The organism is Polaromonas sp. P1_F1 (assembly GCF_056405795.1).
In genome coordinates, this window is record NZ_JBFUBJ010000004.1 from 208,427 (window position 1) to 227,398 (window position 18,972).

Consider the following 18,972-nt stretch of genomic DNA (forward strand, 5'->3'; position numbering starts at 1 on the left):
AGGGGGCGTGCGGTCAAGGGATGGGGTTAAAGGTGTCACGGTCGCCTTTGGCTGTGAGCAGCAGCAAGGCGTGTTCTGATGCCTGCACCTGGCCGAGCGCGCGAAGGCGGGCCAGCGCACTGAGGCAGGCGCCGGCGCAAAGCTCCACCCACAGGCCTTGCGCCGCGAGCCGGGCGCTGCCCTGGATGGCGCCGGCGTCATCAATGACCACGGCGCCGCCGCCCGACTGCTGCACGGCCAGTTGCTGTTGCAGCGTGACGGTGCTGCCGCCTGTCGAAAACTGCGTCGTCTGGCCGTTGAATTCCGACTGCAGCGGCGCGCCCTCGAGCACACGGGAAAGGCGGGGGAACGGCTCAACGGCCCATAACCTGGGCATGTGCCCAATGAGTCCCGCCCGGTGCAAATCACGCAGTGCGCTGTAAATGCCCCAGAGCAGATCGCCACGGGCGGTGGGTACCAGTACATGGTCCGGCACGCAACCGCCGGCGACAAATTCGAGCGCCACGGCGCGGTAGCCTTCCACGCCAAAAGCAGGGCTGCCGACCGCCGGCACGCTGTAGTTGGTGAGGGCAAAGGCCCCGTCCTGCTCGACCCGCCGTCGTACATGGTTCCAGCGCTCAAAGCCGTGGTCGAACTCCATGCGCCGGGCGCCCAGGTGATGGAGGGCCCGCGCGAAGGGCGCCGGCATGTCGCGGTAGGTGGCGATTTCGCAGGGCAGCCCGGCCGCGGCGCAATAGGCTGCTGCCGAAACTGCTGCGTTGCCGCTGGAGGCCAGCACCACGGTCTGCGCGCCTGCGTCCAGCGCCCGGCTGACGGCCTGTGCCGACATGCGGTCTTTGTGCGAGCCAGTGGGGTTCATGCCCTCATGCTTGGCGCTGAGCTGGCACAGGCCAAGCTCGCGCGCCAGGCGCGGCAGGTCCAGGCAAGGCGTGTTGCCTTCACCCAGGGAAACGCCGCGGGTGTAGGGCAGCCAGTCGCCCCACTTATAACCTGTGCTGRCTGTTTTCAGTGTTTGGGGCAACCCGGTGTAAACGGCTTCCAGGCTGGCGGGCGTGCCCTGTGCCGCGCAGTGCGGACAGCCGGCGGGTAAATCTTGCAGCGGGTATTCACGGGCGCAGAGGATGCACCGCAGCCTCATCAGTCGGGGGTTGCGGCTGATGGCGTTCCATGCCGCAGGGTTTGGAAAGGATTCGGGGGAAACAGAATTCATGGGCAGATGGTACGAAGACGATGGGCTCTCATGCATCGCATGTTTGCGATTTAAAATAAGTAAAACTTATAGGAAACCGCCATGGCCGAAGCCAGTGCACGTCAGATTGAAGTGTTCCGCATGGTCATGCGGCTGGGCACCGCCAACCGCGCGGCGGCGGCGCTGCACGTGAGCCAGCCGGCCGTCACGCAGCTGCTGCAGCAGCTCGAAGCGCGCGCCGGGCTCAAGCTGTTTGACAGGCCCAAAGGCAAGCTGACGCCCACGCCGGAGGCGCACGCGCTGATGGAAGAGGTCGAGCGGGTCTACGAAGGCCTCGAAGCCGTGCAGCGAAAAATCGTGGCCCTGCAGTCGCATGAGGACACCGTGCTGCGCATCGGTTCACTGCATGCTATGGCTGCCAGCGTGATGCCCTGGGCGCTTGCCGAGTTTCAGCGAAGCTACCCGCGCACGCGTTGCCTGCTGCTGGTCGACAGCTCGAAGGTGCTGCGTGAGGCCTTGTTCCAGGGGGCGGTGGACCTGGCTTTCCTGGGCGACGAGGCGGACACCAGTGGCCTGGTGTCCTCGCTTTTTTACCAGGTGCCCGCGGTGTGCGTCATGCCCGCGGCCCACCCGCTCGCTCGCAAGCAGGTCCTGCAGCCCAGGGATCTCGCAGAAGTGCCGCTGGTCGGCCTGTCTGCCTCGGATACGGCCCAGCGCCGGCTGGAAGCCGCGTTCGCACAGGCGGGTGTGCAGCCGCGCTTTGTGATTGAAACGCCTTACAGCGCAACGCAGTGTTCGCTGGTGCTGGCCGGGGCCGGGCTGGCAGTTACCAATCCGCTGGTGGCGCGTGAACATGTGGCGCTGGGCCTGCGCAGCGTTCCGCTGGCGGCTGATGTGTCGTTCCGGGCCTTGCTGGCTTTCAAACCGCGCCAGGCCCAGTCGGGCGCCGCGCAGGAATTTGTGAGCCTGTGCCGGCGCTGCCTGGCACGCAGCCTGCCTGAGGGCTCGTTGCTGGAAGAGCTGCCAGCGCCGCCGAAGCCGCTCAGTCCCCGGCGCTTGCCACCGGCTCCACCGTAACGGCCACGTCGAGGATGTGTTGCGCACCGCCGCGGATCACACCGCGCATGGGCGATACATCGAGGAAGTCGCGGCCGATGGCCAGTGTGACGTAATCTTCACCCGGCGCGCGGTTGTTGGTGGGGTCGAAGTCGAGCCAGGCGCCCAGGCCGGGGCAGTACACCGAAGCCCAGGCATGCGAGGCGTCGCTGCCCACCAGCCGTGGCTGGCCGGGCGGTGGCGTGGTGAGAAGGTAGCCGCTGACATAACGCGCCGGCAGGCCCATGGCGCGGCAGCAGGCCACCATGATGTGCGCGAAATCCTGGCACACGCCTTTGCCCAGCTTGAGCGCTTCGAGCGCCGGCGTGTTGACTTCGGTGCTTTCGCTCTCGTAGGTCATGGTGCTGTGAATGCGATCCATCAGGTCGCGCGCTGCCTCGGGCAGTGGCCTGCCCGGCAGGAAGCTGGGGCGGGCAAATTCAATGAAGGCATCGTCGCGCGGCACATAGGGCGAGGCGAAGAGGAATTCGGAGGCGCTGTCGTAGGCCGCGCCGGCGCGGTAACGGAACTGTTCGCGCACCTGCTCCCAGGCGGGCGATGCAGGCTTGCCGGCGGACAGGGTCGCTTCTGATTGCAGCGGGTTGAGGGCCGACGTGGAGACGATGCTGTCAGCCACCACCGTCAGGCTCTCATGCGCCGCCTGCAGGGAAAAGTAGGTGCGCGTATTGCCGTAGACATCTTCGGTTTCGCGCAACTGGACCGGTTCGGGGTTCACCCGCAACGCATAGTCCAGCAGGGTCTGGCCGTTTCGGCTGGCGGGCTTGAGGTGCACCACATGGTGCGCGTTTTCCACCACCGGAGCATAGCGGTAACGGGTTTCGTGAACGACGTGAAGCAGCACGGAAAAACTCCTGGGGCCTCAGGCGCCCAGGCTCTGGCTGGCAGAAGCCGCGTGGCTGAAGTAGCGGCGGCTCAAGGTGTCTGACAGTTCCAGCGCGGCATCGCAGCACTGCTCGAGCAACTGCACCAGCCGCCCATCATGTTGCCCGCCGTTTTCATCTTCGCCATCGCCGGTGCTGGCCTGGGCGTCCTGGCACAAATCAGCCAGGGCCCAGCTGCCGGGGTCGGGCAGTTCCATCGCCAGGTCGGGCATGTCGCCCGGCGCGCTGCCCGCCAGCTTGGCGAGGCGCCCGCGCAGGGTCTGCACCACCCAGCCGAGGGAGCGCGGGTTGTCGCGGTCCAGCACCAGCAGATCGAGCAGGGCCGGGATGTCGCGGCGCTGCTGGTACTGCGCGTGGAAGGTGATGGTGCTGTCGAACAGCGCCACCATGGCGTTGAAGCCGCCTTCTTCAAAAATCGATCCGGTTTCAAAGCCGCGAATCAGCGCGCCGGCCAGGGTGTTGAGCCGTTCAATCAACCGGCCCACGCTCAGGAGGCGCCAGCCGTCGTCGCGGGTCATGCGGTCGGTTTGCGCACCCGTCATGGCCGAGAGGAAGCCGCTGGCCGACTCCAGCGCCCGCAGCGCCTCGACGGAAGAATATTCGAGCAGGTATTGGCTGGATTGGCTCTGGCTTTGCCCGCCCTGGCTTTGGGTCTGGCCCACCGCGCTGAACGATGAGCAGCGCTGGAAGAAGTCGGTCTCGGTGCGCACGATCATGTGCCATTGTTCCTGCGACAGGCGTTCGCGCACGGCAGATGCGGCGCTCTTGAGCGCCCGCAGGTTAAAGCCTACGCTGGCGGCCTGTTCGGTGTCGGCCAGGTTGGCGATCAGGGCGCGTTCGAAGACGCGGCGCGCATGTGTGGCCGGCGGCACGGTGTCCAGCACCAGCGCGTTGCCGACGGCCATGCTGGTCAGCCAGGCCAGCAAGGGCTGCGAGGTCTGGTCTTCGCCGCCCAGGCATTGCAGCGTGATTTGCGCCAGCCGCGTGGAGTTTTCGGCACGCTCGGTGTAGCGGCCCAGCCAGAAAAGGTTTTCGGCCGCGCGGCTGGTCACGGGCGGGCGGTGGCGCAGCGGCGCTGCGGCCCAGACAGGCGCCGGCTGCTCGGTGCGCGATGCGGTGGTGTGTTCGGCCATCGCCTTGGCTGCCGAGGGGTCGCCCAGCACCCACACGTCGGCACTGCTGCCGCCGTGCTGCATCGACGACATGTTTTCGTTCTTGCCCGCCAGCCGTGCCAGCCCGCCCGGCAGCACCTGCCAGGAGCCGTTGCCATCGGCCACCGCAAACACGCGCAGCATGGCCGAGCGCGGGGAAATCCGCTCACCCTGCCAGGTCGGCGTTTGCGGCAGAGGCAGGTAAGCCTGCACGGTGAAGTCTTCGCCCCGGCGAACAATGCGGCCAGCCCATTCGTCCAGTGCACGGCGCGACAGGGTATGGCCGATGACGGATTCCATGCCGGTGCCCGGATAGGTCGGCTTGATCACGCAGGTCTTGAGCTGGCTCAGCACGTCCTGCATCACTGCCTGCTCGCCGCACCACCAGGTGGCCAGCGAGGGCAGGGCCAGCGTTTCACCAAGCAGGTGCTCGGAGAGCGCGGGAAGAAAGCCGAGCAGCGCACTTGATTCGAGGAAGGCCGAGCCCGGCGTGTTGACCACCAACACATTGCCCGCGCGTATCACCTGCAGCAGGCCGGGCACACCCAGTGTGGAGTCCGAGCGCAGTTCCAGCGGATCGAGGAATTGGTCGTCCAGGCGCTTGAGCAGTCCGTGCACCCGCTCCAGGCCGCGCAGGGTTTTCAGGTAAAGCTTGTCATCGCGCACCAGCAGGTCGCTGCCCTCGACCAGTGTCAGGCCCAGGAAGCGCGCCAGGTAGGCGTGCTCGAAATAGGTTTCGTTGTAAGGCCCCGGCGTCAGCAGCACCACGCGGCTTTCCTCGTTGCTGTCCGTCGGGCTCATGGCCTTGAGGCCATCCACCAGCGCCTTGTACGACGCGGCCAGCCGCTCGACCTTCATTTCGCGGAAGGCTTCGGGAAACAGCAGTGAAATCGTCAGGCGGTTTTCCAGCAGGTAGCCCAGGCCCGAAGGCGCCTGCGTGCGCTGCGACACCACCGACCAGCGGCCGTCGGGGCCGTGCGCGATGTCGAAGGCGGCAATGTGCAGATAGGTGCCGCCGGCCGGCTGCACGCCCTGCATGCCGCGCAGGTAACCCGGGTGGGCATGCACCAGCGCGCTGGGCAGCAGGCCTTTGGAGAGCAGCTCCTGCGGGCCGTAGATGTCGGCCATCACGCGGTCCAGCAGGCGGGCGCGCTGCTGGATGCCGGCCTCGATCTGCGCCCAGTCGGCGGGCGAGACCATCATGGGGAACAGGTCCAGCGACCAGGGCCGCTGCGGGCCGTTGGCGTCGGCGTAGACGTTGTAGGTCACGCCGTTGTCGCGGATCTGGCGGCGCAGGTTGGCGGTGCGGTGGTTCAGGTCGTAAAAGCCGTCGCTGCCGAGGAAGTTGAAAAAGCGTGTCCAGTCGGGCGACAGGGTGTCGTCCGTCCCGGCCGCCGGGGCTTCGGGCCGGGCCGGGGCTGTTTCAGGGGGGCTGCCCGCGGCCCGCAGCGCGGGCTGTGCCGGCGCGGCCGCTTCAGCGGGCGCGGGGCCTTCGGACACACGGCCCCGCAACTCATCGAAATGCCCCGCCGCCGCATGAGGCGCCAGCGCGGCAGCCAGTGCGCAGGGGGATTCAAGCGACTGGGCGGCAAAAAGTGACTGGGTGTTATTTTCCACGTGGGTGCAAGTATGCCTGTGGCCCATCCCCTGCAAGGCTCAAGGCGGGTTCAATGCGCGGCCAAAATGGCTATTTATGCCGCTTGCGCATGCAAATGTTGCAGCCATAAGACAGCCGGGGAGGCGCTTCGCCCGAGGACCCTCAAGCTCCCGGGCGGCTGTCGCCAGCACGGATTCAACGCAAATCGAGCGTGAACGGGAACTCCCGGCTCGGCTGCGCCGGCGCGACGCGCATCTTGCCGGGTGTATGGCCCATGCGGAAAAAGCGTGTGAGGCGGCGGCTTTCAGCCTCGTACGAATTGACCGGCAGCGTGTCGTAGCTGCGCCCGCCCGGGTGCGCCACATGGTACTGGCAGCCGCCCAGCGAGCGTTCCATCCAGGTGTCGACGATGTCAAACGTGAGCGGTGCATGCACGCCGATCGACGGGTGCAGGGCCGATGGCGGGTTCCAGGCCTTGTAGCGCACACCGGCCACATATTCGCCGACGCGGCCGGTGCTTTGCAGCGGCAATGCACGGCCGTTGACGGTGACGACATAGCGGTTGTCGTTCAGGCCCGTCACATGCACTTCGACGCGCTCGAGCGATGAATCCACGTAACGCACCGTGCCACCGGCCGAGCCTTCCTCGCCCATCACATGCCAGGGCTCCAGCGCGCTGCGCAGCGTCAGCTCAATGCTGTTGGCCTTGACCTGTCCGATCAACGGGAAGCGGAACTCGAAGTGAGGTTCGAACCAGGCCATGTCGAAGCCGTAGCCGGCTTCGCGCAACTCGGTTAGCACGTCTTCAAAATCCATGCGGATAAAGCCCGGCAGCAGGAAGCGGTCGTGCAGTTCGGTGCCCCAGCGCGTGACACGGCCGTGGTAGGGCTTGTTCCAGAAGCGCGATACCAGCGCGCGCAGCAGCAATTGCTGGGCAATGCTCATGCGCGCATGCGGCGGCATTTCAAACGCGCGCAGCTCCAGCAGGCCCAGGCGCCCGGTGGCGGAGTCGGGCGAATACATCTTGTCGATGCAGAACTCGCTACGGTGCGTGTTGCCGGTGACGTCGACCAGGATGTTGCGCAGTGTGCGGTCAACCAGCCAGGGCGGCATGTCGGCACCGTATTTTTTGCGGTTGTTCTCGATCTCGCGCAGGGCGATTTCCAGTTCGTACAGCTGGTCGTTGCGGGCCTCGTCCACACGCGGCGCCTGGCTGGTCGGGCCGATGAACATGCCCGAGAACAGATAGCTCAGCGACGGGTGGTTGTGCCAGTAGGCGATCAGGCTGCCCAGCACCTCGGGCTTGCGCAGGAAGGGGCTGTCGGCCGGCGTGGCGCCACCCAGCACAAAGTGGTTGCCGCCGCCGGTGCCGGTGTGGCGGCCGTCGGTCATGAATTTCTCGGCCGACAGGCGCGTTTCATGCGCAATCTTGTAGAGGAACTCGGTGTGTTCCACCAGCTCGCCCCAGTTGTAGGCCGGGTGGATGTTGACTTCAATGACGCCCGGGTCAGGCGTGACCTGCAGCATCTTCAGGCGCGGGTCGCGCGGTGGCGGGTAGCCTTCGAGCACGATGCTCACGCCCAGCGACTGCGCCGTTGCTTCCACCGCGGCCAACAGGTCGAGGTAGTCTTCGAGCCTTTCCATGGGCGGCATGAAGACGTAGATCGCACCGGTTTCGCCACGGCCCGACTTGTTGGCCTTGCTGTCCGGGTCGGCCTTGGGTTTGTCTTTGGGGCCGTTGGCGCGCTGCGGGTCGCGCACTTCCACACAGAGGGCGGTGCGCGTGAGCCAGGCGGCCGATTCGAAGGGCTTGGGCGCGCGATCGTCTGCTGCGGTTGCGTCTTCTGCGGCCGGCGCACCGGCCGGTTTGCCGTCTGCGCCGCCGGCGCCGTTATTGCCCAGCGGACGGAACTGCAGGATGCGGCTGGCTTGCGACAGCGCGGTGTTGCCCGTCATGTAGCGCGCCATGTACTGCGCCAGCGAACTGGCGCTGCCGCCCGCGGATGCGGCCGCCGGTGTGGCGCCGCGGGCTGCGCTGAAGCTGCCGTTGTAGCGCGCCGCCAGTGCGGAAGCCGCCGGCAGGTCCTGTCGCGGGGCAAACGGATCGGACTCGATCATGTAGGGGTAGTCGGTCTTGGACACCCAGGGCACCGAATCCAGCGGCAGGCGATAGCCCATGGGCGAGTCGCCCGGCATCAGGTACATGCGTTCTTCGCGGAAAAACCAGGGGCCGGTGGTCCATTTGGGCCCACTCAGCGCGGGCGAGGCGCCTGCGTTTCGTTGCTTGAGTTGCTCCTTGGTTTGTAGCGGCAGCACGTAGCCCACCACCGAATCCAGGCCCTGCATGAAGACGCGGCGCAGGCGTTCGCGCTCCATGGCGTCGTCCAGCTTCGAATCAAACGGGTCGACGTTGACCGGCAGCCGGCGCTCGCGCCAGAGGTAGTACCAGGTATCTTCATAGCCTGGCGTGATGTAGGTGGTGGCCAGGCCCAGCTTGCCCGCCAGTGTCTGCACAAAACGCTGCGCGTCGGCGCTGGTGTAGTTGCAGGGCTGACGCTCGTCGGCGAAGAGGCTCGGGTTCTGCCAGATCGGCTGGCCGTCCTTGCGCCAGAAAATGCTGAGTGCCCAGCGCGGCAATTGCTCGCCCGGGTACCACTTGCCCTGGCCGAAATGCAGGAAACCGCCTTCGCCATATTCGGCGCGCAGCTTTTGCACGAGTTCGGTCGCATAGCCTCGTTTGGTCGGGCCCAGCGCGTCGATGTTCCATTCGGCCGCGTCGCGGTCGGTGGTGGCCACAAAGGTCGGCTCGCCGCCCATGGTCAGGCGCACGTCGCCGGCCGCCAGGTCTTCATCGACCTTTTCGCCGAGCGCCAGCACCGCTTGCCATTGCTCCTCGGTGTAGGGCTTGGTCACGCGTGGTGACTCGTAAATGCGCTGCACCGCCATGTGGTGCTCGAACTCGACTTCGGATTTGTCGACGCCGCCTTCGACCGGCGCTGCGCTCGACGGCTCGGGCGTGCACGCCAGCGGAATGTGGCCTTCGCCGGCCATCAGGCCCGAGGTCGGGTCCAGGCCGACCCAGCCGGCACCGGGCAAAAACACCTCGCACCAGGCGTGCAGGTCGGTGAAATCAGCTTCCGCACCGCTGGGGCCGTCGATGGATTTGACGTCAGCTTTCAGCTGGATCAAATAGCCCGAGACAAAGCGCGCGGCCAGGCCCATGTGCCGCAGCAGCTGCACCAGCAGCCAGCCGGTGTCGCGGCAGGAGCCGCAGGCCAGGCGCAGGGTTTCTTCAGGCGTCTGCACGCCGGGCTCCATGCGGATGGAGTATTTGATGTCCGACTGCAGGCCCTGGTTCAGGCCCACCAGAAAGTCGATGGTGCGTTTGGGCGTGTGGTCGATTTTTTCAAGGTAGCGCTTGAGCAGCGGCGTGGCCGGCTGGGTGGCCAGGTAGGGCGCCAGTTCGCGGGCCTGCAGCGCGTTGTAGGTAAACGGGAATTCCTCGGCGGCGGGCTCCAGGAAGAAGTCGAACGGGTTGAACACCGCCATTTCCACCACCAGGTCCACCGTGACCTTGAACTCGCGCGTCGGCTCTGGAAACACGAGCCGGGCCTGGTAATTGGCAAACGGGTCCTGCTGCCAGTTGATGAAGTGGCCGGCGGGCTCAACCCTGAGGGAATACGACAGTACYTGTGTGCGGCTGTGCGGCGCAGGCCGCAGGCGGACGACCTGGGGGCCGAGTTTGACCAGGCGGTCGTATTTGTAATGCGTGATGTGGCTCAGGGCGACGTGGATGGACAAGGCAACCTCGCTTTTAAAGGAACGGGCGTGCAATCACGCCCTCAGGAAAATACGTTCAACAGACCGCCACATCTTGCGGTCTCAGGAACGCCGTGTAAACAGCTTACCCGGATTTGGTGGCATTTCTGAAAGCAAGAGCTGCGCCACGTGGTCTCTTGAGTGTGAACCGGCTGTTTGGCGCTGTTTGTTGTTTACCTGCCGCGCTTTCCCGTTAAGCTCAAAGCGGTCAGTGCATAAAAACAGTTCAAAGGGGAGGCGGGGTTTGAATCGACCTGTATCGGCCGGGGCACGGCTGTATGCGGCAAGCCCGGGGCCGGTGTTTGCCGGTTTTATTGCGGGTGTTGCCTTGCAGTTGCAGCAGTCCGCCTTGTGGCCGCAACCGGTATATGCCGCCATGGCACTGCTGGCCTGCACCCTGGCTGGCCTGTACCTGCGCTTTGGCAGGCTGCGCCTTCCTTCGTGGGGCAGGGTGGTTTCGGCCTTTGCCCTCGCTGCCTTGCTCGGTGTGGGCCTCACGGGCTGGCGTGCCGGCGTTTTCCTGACTGCGGCGCTCGATCCGGCGCTGGAGGGCCGCGATATCGAGGTCACGGGTCAGGTGCTGGCGATGCCGCAACCCGGAGAAGACGGCGTGCGCTTTCGCCTGGCCGTGGAATCTGCCCGCCTCAATGGTGGCAAAGTCACCTTGCCGCCGCACGTCATGCTGGGCTGGTATTCGGGCTTTGCCGGGCGCGAGCCCGCCGTGCCGGCCCAAGACGCCGACCCATTCGAGATAGCGCTGGCCCTGCAGCGTCAGCCGCAAGTCCTGCGCGCCGGCGAACGCTGGCAGATGACGGTGCGGCTCAAGGCGCCGCACGGCAACAGCAATCCTTTTGGTTTTGACTACGAACTCTGGCTGTGGGAGCAGGGCATCCAGGCCACCGGCTATGTACGTGCCGGCCCGCGCGACACACCGCCGGCGAAACTTTCCAGCAGCTGGCAGCACCCCATAGAACAGATCCGGCAAGCCGTGCGCGAAGCGATCTTTCAGCGCATCGAAAACCGCCAACTGGCCGGTGTCATTGCCGCACTGGTGGTCGGCGACCAGGCTGCCATAGAGCGCGCCGACTGGGATGTGTTTCGTGCCACGGGCGTAGCTCACTTGATGAGTATCAAGTAACTACCAAAACATAATAATCCAAAGAACCCAGGATGTACATTCGATCAATAACACAACAAAGGAGGCGGGATGGAAGCAATCTCAAAACGGAACTTAAACAAATTCATAATCAGACTATTGGTGATTTGCGTATTGGCAAATTGGACCGTGTTGGGGCTCTACTTCTGGAAGTTCGCTCCTGGTCATTGGTTTGAACTCTCCTCAAGTCAAGAAGTCTGGGCGCATTTCGGTGATTTTTATACCGGCCTCTTAAGCCCATTCTTGGGGTTCCTGGCGTTTATTGGAATTTTGTTCACCGTCGTACTGCAAAGCAAGCAACTTGATCTAGCGCACAAGCTGGCAGCGGATACAAAGGCGCAGGCAGATGTTGAAGAGATACAGCGCCTAGTGGCAAATCTCTCCGCAACGATTGACGCGGCACTTGCACGAGCCCCGACCTTTTACGCGGCTATGCACGTGCAGTACATGCGCCAGAGGGCAGCAAAATCCGCTTGACGCTACGGTTTGAAGTTGAAGCCGTGCAGTGGATTTTCGTCTGACACTACAGGTCCTGCATGCAGACGCTTCGTGATGTAGGTCACTAGCCCATCTTCATCTTCAGGGCGATATGTCAGTTTTGTTCCGTCATTCAACGAAACCTCAATGACAGGTTTCTTTCCATCGTCGTCGTACTCATCAAAGTACAGGTACGACAAGTGGTGCGCCCAACCATCTCTTATTTTCAGGCGTACAGCGCGATATTCAACCTCTTCATTAGGGCTCCTCGCTCCCGCCTTGGCTCTTAGCGCTTCATGGCGCGCGTACAGTTTTTTAGTCAGCGCAACTGGATCAGTGCCTGGTAACTCGGGAAAGAGCGGGTAAGTGGCAGCATCCATGACGTGAAAGATCAGCGACTCAATCTGCCCATAATCCCATTTCAATTCCGCGTGGTGTTTCTGGTAGCTGCTTCCCTGCGCCTTTAGTTGGGCTTCCATGTCTGATGTTCCTGGCTCCCAAGCAGTCAGACAAACTAAATGTGGAGGATTCTTGTCACTGTGACCAGCCCGCCATTTCAATGTCTGCATGCATTCTGCGCACTTGCACACATCGGTCAATAAGTTGTTGACCTCGTCGTCCGTATCTGGATCACCCTTGGCAGCGGATTCAGGCAGTTTCCTGGCCCACTCAAACGCATTTTCGTGAACGACTCGCGGGTAGTCGTCCGTGCCTAGTACATCCCGATTCTCAAGCAGTCGATTAACGGAGCGTCTATCCCACGTGACTCCGTTAAAGGTCGGTGCGTCATTCAGTTGATTCGCTATCGCTTGATCACTGAAGCCCGTATTGCAGGCAAGATCAAAGATCTTCCTGACAGTTGCCGCGTTCTCATTGCTTCAGCGCGTTTAAGGTCTCTTCATTCAACTCACCGCCGCTGTAGTCGGCGTTTGCCCTCATCCGTAGGCGTTCAGCCAGGTCAACGAGATTCCGGCCCAGCCAGATGTAATCCTTGGCATACGTCATGCGCTGCTTGTGCAGCGTTGCTGACAATGGGTCCCTGTTGCCAAACTGGCGAGTCACATATTCCGTACCGTCAGACATGCCACCCGGCAATAGTGGGCGGCTCATGAGGTTGTCAGGTAGTTTCAAAGCCATTAATTAGCCCGCTTTCGTTGTCTTTGTTGGTGCTGGAGTAGCAAAGCCCTTGATCAAACCGCCGCCGGCGCTTGCCAATCCACCAATGAGGGCAGAACTAGCCGCCTTCTCATAGCTACCTTAAGAGACTCCAGCGAGACCGGAAGCGCCTTGAACTCTTCAAGGGACAAGCGGTACGGGACTCCAAGGGTACAAAGCTCAGCGCTGGATACCATTGGTATCCGGCTCAAGGGGTGGAAACGCATGAAGAATGCTCCATGACGTAGCCCACATGCGAGAACATGCAGAACTCAAAGAGCCTTTTAACCCGGTCCGGTTCAAATCCTGTTGAGTTGGCTATGGATATCTGGGAAGCACCTTGTTCCTTGGCTTGGCGGATGTACTCTTTGATGAGGCGAACTGCTGTTAGGCCTTCACGCTTCTCCGGGAGAATGAAAAGAGCCAGGTCATAGGCTTGCAGGTCATCGCCGAACCAGTGCGGCTCTACAGCACCAATAAATCCGCCAATGATCTTCTCACCCTCGGTGGCTACTATTGCAATGCCTCGTTCAAGCTCAATGAGGATCCCAATGCGCTGGGAGACTTTGGAAAAGTCGTAGGCGTACTTGCTGAACACGCTTTCAGCATGCATTGCCCTCCCAATCTCAGCCATTGCAGCAACGTCATAGTGAGTGGCATTGCGGATCAATTGACGGCCGCTTCAATCATCACACCGAGAATCGTGCTCGGCGTTGGGGTATCAGACGTAATGACGATGTTGTTTGGCGAACGCCACCCCAAAGACTTGACGCGCTTGTCTCCTGTAAAGGCTGGAATCTCTACGTCAAGTCCCAGTGTGTTTGAGCGGAATGGGATGACAACCCCGTTCACCTTGCAATTCAGCGTGTCCTGAAAGCGGATAACGATATCGGTGATGCTGATTGCCCTACTCTGGGAGGAACTTGTCGCATCACCAAACTCAGGATTCAGAAGTTCCAAAGTACTGGTGTATGGCAGACCAACACTTACGGTAGAGGCCGCGTTCTGCAAAGTCACAGAGCCGGAACTAACCATCAGACTCGGGTGCACAACGCCGTCAGCCAGCCGCCTCCATCCCAAATTGATCAGTTTCAATGCGATCTAAAACGATGTACTCAAGGTCCAGCACCTGGGCCGCAATTTCTGGGCGCAGCATCGTGAGCGGGTGAGCGCCCGCCTTGAAGAGCGCGCGCTGTGCCCTGTAAATCTCGCGGTGCAGGTAAGTTACTGCATCTTGAATTTGCTGGTTGTGCATTTGGGTACCTCCCGCTGTGGGCGGAATTTCCTATAATGACAATATATCAGAAACGCTACTGGTAGTGGTTTTTATTTGATTGAACGCTACCTATAGCGTTTTTCGGCCAATTTCTCTGCTGCGGTGCAACAAGGTCTAAATAGCCGATACACGCAGAAAGTTAGCCATGATCGAGAAGCACATACAAACCATTCTTGTTTCCCTTATCACGGGGGCAATAGTGTTTGCTTCCTCATACGTGTTCAACGACAAATCTGACAAAGCCGTTCTGGCGAGTCAGCTTCAGACGATCAGTGCTCAGGTGGCCGAACTGCGTTCAGAGGTAAGGGCAAGCTCAGCCAGCTTTGCCACCAAGGACAGCCATATAGACCACGAGAACCGCATTCGGACCCTTGAACGCAAGGTGTTGAAGTGAACCAAGCCCTTAATTTGTTTTTCACCGGTGGCCGCCCAGCGGCTCTTTGGGTTTGCGTGGCCGGATTGGCTTACCAGTTCGTACTGGTTCCGCTGGTGGCGTCGTGAGAACGACGATATTCAGGCCAGCATTGACGATTTGCTGGAAGATTCCGAATGCGTCCAGGGGGGAGGCACGAGAAAGACGGTCAAAACTCTCGATGATCAGCGTCGTGCCAATGGGGATTTGGCCGTTGCCAACGGCTTGCAGGAACAGACCAAGTGCGCCTTTGGTGACGTTCTTCTGGTCGTACCCAGAGACGCCAAGATCACGAAAACTCCGTGAATGATCAAGTTCTAGGTTGTTTTCGCGGGCATATTTCGCGGCTTGCTCCGTTTGACGGCGGAGGCTGTCGCCTTCACCCTGGATCGTGGAGCTATACCGGGCATAGGAAATTGCAAGATTGGCCATGGTGTCCTGACATGATAATTTATGTTTTGTCAGTTACCTAATTAGTATTTCAGGCCTTCATATAACGATGTTTGCCTGGGCTGCCTCACTGCTGATCGGCGCGCTGTGGCGGCGATCAGCGCGTTTCACTCCGCGGTTGTGCCTGGTGTTGCCGGCAGCCGCTGCAGGTGCCTTGGGCGGCTTGCTGCTCGCCACCCTGTATGCACTGTTTTCCGGCTGGGGCGTGCCCGCGCAGCGGACCATCTGGATGCTGGCCACCGTGATCCTGCTGCGGCAAGGCGGCAGGCAGTGGCCCTGGCTGCAGACCTGGTTGCTGGCCATGGCCGTGGTGGTGGCGCTGGACCCGTGGGCGTTGATGCAGGCCGGGTTCTGGTTGTCTTTTGTTGCAGTGGGTGTTTTGTTTGCTACAGATTCAGGAGCTGCTCGCGCTCATGGGGAAAGGGCTGTAGCCCAATTCGACTCAAAAAAACAACCTGAGGATGGGCGCTGGTGGCAGCGCCGGCCCAGATGGCTGGACAGCGTTGGGCGTGCGATGCGGGAGCAATGGGTCGTCACGCTGGCGCTCACGCCCCTGTCGCTGCTGCTGTTCAACCAGGTCTCGCTGGTCGGCCTGCTGGCCAATGCGGTGGCCATTCCGGTGGTAACTCTGGTCATCACGCCGCTGGCGATGCTGGGTGTGGCATGGGCGCCGGTTTGGTCGCTGGCGGCATGGTCGGTCGGCGGGCTGGCGATATTTTTGCAATGGCTGGCGAGCTGGCCGCTGGCCTCGGTGAGTGTGGCGGCGGCGCCGCTGTGGTGTGCTGCCGCCGGCGTGGCGGGCGGCGGCCTGCTGGCCACACGTCTGCCGTTTCATTTTCGAGCGCTGGGCCTTCCCCTGTTGCTGCCGGTGCTGTTGTGGCAACCGGCCCGCGTGGCACCGGGGCAGTTCGAGCTGCTGGCCGCGGACATCGGGCAGGGCAATTCCGTGCTGGTGCGCACGGCAAGCCACACGCTGCTGTATGACGCCGGCCCGCGCTTTTCGCGCGAAAGCGATGCCGGGCACCGGGTGCTGGTGCCGCTGCTGCGCGCGCTGGGCGAACGGCTGGACATGCTCATGATCAGCCACCGCGATATCGACCACATCGGCGGGGCCCAGGCCGTCCTGGCCATGCAGCCTGAAGCCAGCCTGGTGAGTTCGATTGAAGACGCGCATCCGCTGCAAACGCTGCGCAAAGCCAGCCGCTGCGTGGCCGGCCAGCGCTGGGAATGGGACGGTGTGGCATTTGAGGTGCTGCACCCCGTGGCCGCCGACTACGACGCTGCCAGCAAGTCAAACGCCATGAGCTGCGTGTTGCGCATATCCAGCAGCGCCCCTGGCGGCAGCCGCGCAGCCCTGCTGGTCGGCGACATCGAATCGCCGCAGGAACTCCGGCTGGCGACCAGCGTTCCGGCCAGCCTCCAGGCCGACTTTCTGCTGGTACCGCACCATGGCAGCAAAACATCGTCCAGCGCGGTGTTTCTTGATGCCGTCAGGCCGCAGTGGGCGGTGGTGCAGTCGGGTTACCGAAACCGTTTTGGCCACCCGGTGGAGTCCGTGGTGGCGCGTTATGAGGAGCGCGGCGTACGCCTGGTGAAGTCGCCGCAGTGCGGGGCTGCTACCTGGCAAAGCCTTCGCCCCGGCGAGATTTTGTGCCAGCGGGAGCAGGGCAAACGCTACTGGCATCATGAGCCCGGGCGTTAAAAATTCGGGCGGACGCACCGCCTTGGCGCATAACTTGCTAAGCTACGTTAAAACAATTGCCATGCGCATAACTTGCTGGAGATCAAGCCAATGAGCCGACCGATGTTTGACGAAATGAACGCCACGGAGTCCAGCGTCCGTGAGCATTACCAGGGTTACCAGCGGTGGCTGGCCCGGCAGCCTGCCGACGTGATGCAGGCCCGCCGAGCCGAAGCTGAAATGATTTTCCGCCGGGTCGGCATCACTTTTGCGGTTTATGGTGCCAAGGACGAAGACGGCGCCGGCACCGAACGCCTGATTCCCTTTGACCTGATTCCCCGCATCATTCCCGCCCACGAATGGGCCAGCATGGAAAAAGGCCTGGTACAGCGCGTCACCGCGCTCAACCGCTTCATCCACGACGTGTACCACGGCCAGGAAATCATCAAGGCTGGCGTGGTGCCGTCCGAGCAGATCTTCCAGAATGCGCAGTTCCGACCCGAGATGATGGGCGTTGATGTGCCTGGCAATATCTATTCGCACATCAGCGGCATCGACATCGTCCGTGCACCCGACGCGCAGGGCAACGGCGAATACTACGTGCTCGAAGACAACCTGCGCGTGCCCAGCGGCGTGAGCTACATGCTGGAAGACCGCAAGATGATGATGCGGCTGTTTCCTGAACTCTTCAGCGAAAACCGCGTTGCACCCGTTGCCCATTACCCCGATCTGTTGCTTGAAACCCTGCGCGGCATGGCGCCGCCGGCCACGGCCGAGCCCACGGTGGTTGTGCTGACGCCCGGCATGTACAACTCGGCCTACTTCGAGCACGCCTTCCTTGCGCAGCAGATGGGCGTCGAGCTGGTTGAAGGGCAGGACCTGTTCGTCAAGGACAACTTTGTCTACATGCGCACCACGCGCGGCCCCAAGCGCGTCGACGTGATCTACCGGCGCGTGGACGATGACTTCCTGGACCCGCTGGCCTTCCGCCCCAATTCCACCCTGGGCTGCGCGGGTCTCCTCAATGTGTACCGCAGCGGCAATGTCTCGCTGTGCAACGCCATCGGCACCGGCGTGGCAGACGACAAGTCCATCTACCCCTACGTGCCCAAGATGATTGAGTTCTACCTCGGCGAGAAGCCCATCCTCAAGAACGTGCCGACCTACATGTGCCGCAATAACGAGGATTTGCAGTACACCCTGGCCAACCTGAAAGACCTGGTTGTCAAGGAAGTGCACGGCGCCGGCGGCTACGGCATGCTGGTGGGGCCGGCCGCCACCAAGGCCGAGATTGAAGAGTTCCGCGCGGCCTTGCTGGCCAATCCGTCGGGCTACATTGCGCAGCCCACGCTCAGCCTTTCAACCTGCCCCACGTATGTGGAAAGCGGAATTGCGCCGCGCCATATCGACTTGCGGCCTTTTGTGCTGAGCGGTAAAGAAGTGCAGATGGTGCCGGGCGGCCTCACGCGTGTGGCGCTCAAAGACGGCTCGCTGGTGGTCAATTCGTCGCAGGGCGGCGGCACCAAGGACACCTGGATATTGCAGGACGGCTCGTCCATGCAGTACCAGTCCCAATCGCAGTCGCAATCCCGGGGAGGAAAATAATCATGTTGTCACGCACTGCAGACCACCTCTTCTGGATGTCGCGCTACACCGAGCGGGCCGAGAATACAGCGCGTATGCTGGATGTGAACTACCAGACCTCTTTGCTGCCGCAGTCCGATGCACTGGTGCAGGCCGGCTGGCAGGGCCTGCTCAGCATCAGTGAGCTCAAGCCTTCGTTTGCCGCCAAGTACGGCGACACCATCAATCCGCGCGACGTGATGGACTTCATGGTGCGTGATGAGAAAAACTCGTCCAGCATCATTTCCTGTCTGCAGAACGCCCGTGAAAACGCCCGTGCCGTGCGCGGCACGCTGACCACCGAAGTGTGGGAAACGCAGAACCAGACTTACCTCGAGGTCATCCGCATGCTGCGCAGCGGCGACTTCGAGCGCGACCCGGGCCAGTTCTTTGAATGGGTCAAGTTCCGCTCGCACCTGTCGCGCGGCGTGACACTGGGCACCATGCTGCAGGACGAAGCCTTTCACTTCCTGCGGCTCGGTACCTTTCTTGAGCGTGCCGACAATACCGCGCGGCTGGTGGATGTGAAGTTCCACGCCGTGCAGAACGACTTCCTCGGCATGGCCGGCGAGAAGGATCAGGAATACGACTTCTACCACTGGAGCGCCATCCTGCGCAGTGTTTCGGGCTTTGAGGTCTACCGCAAGGTCTACCGCGACGTCATCAAACCCGAGCGCGTGGCCGAGCTGCTGATCCTGCGCGCCGACATGCCGCGCTCCCTGCTGGCCTGCCTGAACGAAGTCATGAGCAACCTTGCCATGGTGACCAGCGATACCAGCAGCGAAACCCAGCGCCGCGCCGGCAAATTGCGGGCTGATTTGCAATACGCACGCATCGACGAAATCCTCGCAACGGGCTTGCACGCCTTCCTGACGCAGTTCCTGGACCGCGTGAACGAGCTGGGCGCACACATCAGCCGCGAGTTTTTGGTGCCGGCCACCACTTGAAAGACGGCCTAACTTCTGCCGCCGCAAAGGGTCGGTACTGTT

Annotated in this window: 16 protein-coding genes and 2 pseudogenes; 7 read left to right on the forward strand and 11 right to left on the reverse strand. The window is 62.3% G+C overall.

What is annotated here, in order from left to right; all coding sequences use genetic code 11:
• Positions 1-13: 13 nt before the first annotated feature.
• Complete coding sequence (locus AC1DZE_RS13220; RefSeq protein ID WP_477700170.1) at positions 14-1,210, reverse strand: pyridoxal-phosphate dependent enzyme; 1,197 nt, start codon at positions 1,208-1,210, stop codon at positions 14-16.
• 81 nt (positions 1,211-1,291) lie between these two features.
• Here AC1DZE_RS13220 and AC1DZE_RS13225 point away from each other — a divergent pair, with 81 nt between their 5' ends.
• The gene (locus tag AC1DZE_RS13225) at positions 1,292-2,266 is read left to right on the forward strand and encodes a LysR substrate-binding domain-containing protein (RefSeq protein ID WP_477671105.1); all 975 of its coding nucleotides are present in this window, start codon (positions 1,292-1,294) and stop codon (positions 2,264-2,266) included.
• Here AC1DZE_RS13225 and AC1DZE_RS13230 read toward each other — a convergent pair.
• The 3 genes from AC1DZE_RS13230 to AC1DZE_RS13240 all read right to left on the reverse strand — a co-directional run bounded on the left by AC1DZE_RS13230 (position 2,232) and on the right by AC1DZE_RS13240 (position 9,735).
• Entirely contained in the window at positions 2,232-3,146 is a 915-nt protein-coding gene (locus AC1DZE_RS13230; protein ID WP_477673096.1) for a transglutaminase family protein, read from the reverse strand. The two genes, AC1DZE_RS13225 and AC1DZE_RS13230, sit on opposite strands and share 35 nt — an antisense overlap.
• 18 nt (positions 3,147-3,164) lie before the next feature.
• Entirely contained in the window at positions 3,165-5,954 is a 2,790-nt protein-coding gene (locus AC1DZE_RS13235; protein ID WP_477671103.1) for a circularly permuted type 2 ATP-grasp protein, read from the reverse strand.
• 175 nt (positions 5,955-6,129) lie between these two features.
• Positions 6,130-9,735 (reverse strand): transglutaminase family protein, encoded by a 3,606-nt coding sequence (locus AC1DZE_RS13240; protein WP_477700171.1) that lies wholly within the window; start codon positions 9,733-9,735, stop codon positions 6,130-6,132.
• Between the two features lie 262 nt (positions 9,736-9,997).
• Here AC1DZE_RS13240 and AC1DZE_RS13245 point away from each other — a divergent pair, with 262 nt between their 5' ends.
• A complete protein-coding gene (locus AC1DZE_RS13245; RefSeq protein WP_477700172.1) occupies positions 9,998-10,891 on the forward strand; it encodes a ComEC/Rec2 family competence protein in 894 nt (297 codons plus the stop codon).
• 69 nt (positions 10,892-10,960) lie between these two features.
• Positions 10,961-11,386, forward strand: a complete 426-nt coding sequence (locus AC1DZE_RS13250) for a hypothetical protein (RefSeq protein WP_477700173.1) — start codon at positions 10,961-10,963, stop codon at positions 11,384-11,386.
• A 2-nt stretch (positions 11,387-11,388) separates the two neighbouring features.
• Here AC1DZE_RS13250 and AC1DZE_RS13255 read toward each other — a convergent pair whose 3' ends face one another.
• The 6 genes and pseudogenes from AC1DZE_RS13255 to AC1DZE_RS13280 all read right to left on the reverse strand — a co-directional run bounded on the left by AC1DZE_RS13255 (position 11,389) and on the right by AC1DZE_RS13280 (position 13,796).
• Positions 11,389-11,865, reverse strand: coding sequence for a hypothetical protein (locus AC1DZE_RS13255; protein ID WP_477700174.1), 477 nt, complete (start codon positions 11,863-11,865; stop codon positions 11,389-11,391).
• Between the two features lie 267 nt (positions 11,866-12,132).
• A pseudogene (locus AC1DZE_RS13260) lies at positions 12,133-12,234 on the reverse strand (hypothetical protein); the annotation flags it as partial.
• Positions 12,235-12,256: 22 nt separating this feature from the next.
• Positions 12,257-12,523: a hypothetical protein gene (locus AC1DZE_RS13265; protein ID WP_477700175.1), complete on the reverse strand. Its 267-nt coding sequence runs from the start codon at positions 12,521-12,523 to the stop codon at positions 12,257-12,259.
• A 226-nt stretch (positions 12,524-12,749) separates the two neighbouring features.
• Complete coding sequence (locus AC1DZE_RS13270) at positions 12,750-13,211, reverse strand: GNAT family N-acetyltransferase (protein WP_477700176.1); 462 nt, start codon at positions 13,209-13,211, stop codon at positions 12,750-12,752.
• Positions 13,208-13,501, reverse strand: a complete 294-nt coding sequence (locus AC1DZE_RS13275; RefSeq protein ID WP_477672999.1) for a hypothetical protein — start codon at positions 13,499-13,501, stop codon at positions 13,208-13,210. Before AC1DZE_RS13275 ends, AC1DZE_RS13270 begins: the two co-directional genes overlap by 4 nt.
• A gap of 97 nt (positions 13,502-13,598) precedes the next feature.
• A complete protein-coding gene (locus AC1DZE_RS13280; protein ID WP_477672998.1) occupies positions 13,599-13,796 on the reverse strand; it encodes a hypothetical protein in 198 nt (65 codons plus the stop codon).
• Between the two features lie 166 nt (positions 13,797-13,962).
• On the opposite strand from AC1DZE_RS13280, the gene AC1DZE_RS13285 reads away from it, so the two are divergent.
• Positions 13,963-14,211, forward strand: a complete 249-nt coding sequence (locus tag AC1DZE_RS13285) for a hypothetical protein (RefSeq protein WP_477672997.1) — start codon at positions 13,963-13,965, stop codon at positions 14,209-14,211.
• Positions 14,212-14,232: 21 nt separating this feature from the next.
• Here AC1DZE_RS13285 and AC1DZE_RS13290 read toward each other — a convergent pair whose 3' ends face one another.
• Entirely contained in the window at positions 14,233-14,661 is a 429-nt protein-coding gene (locus AC1DZE_RS13290; RefSeq protein ID WP_477672996.1) for a recombinase family protein, read from the reverse strand.
• 28 nt (positions 14,662-14,689) lie between these two features.
• Here AC1DZE_RS13290 and AC1DZE_RS13295 point away from each other — a divergent pair.
• From AC1DZE_RS13295 to AC1DZE_RS13305, 3 genes and pseudogenes are all read left to right on the forward strand, one after another.
• A pseudogene (locus tag AC1DZE_RS13295) lies at positions 14,690-16,381 on the forward strand (DNA internalization-related competence protein ComEC/Rec2); the annotation flags it as partial.
• 90 nt (positions 16,382-16,471) lie between these two features.
• Positions 16,472-17,965, forward strand: a complete 1,494-nt coding sequence (locus AC1DZE_RS13300) for a circularly permuted type 2 ATP-grasp protein (RefSeq protein WP_477671100.1) — start codon at positions 16,472-16,474, stop codon at positions 17,963-17,965.
• A 2-nt stretch (positions 17,966-17,967) separates the two neighbouring features.
• Positions 17,968-18,930 carry an alpha-E domain-containing protein gene (locus AC1DZE_RS13305; RefSeq protein WP_457278908.1) on the forward strand — a complete coding sequence of 321 codons (963 nt, stop codon included), beginning with the start codon at positions 17,968-17,970 and terminating at the stop codon, positions 18,928-18,930.
• The last annotated feature ends 42 nt before the right edge of the window (positions 18,931-18,972 follow it).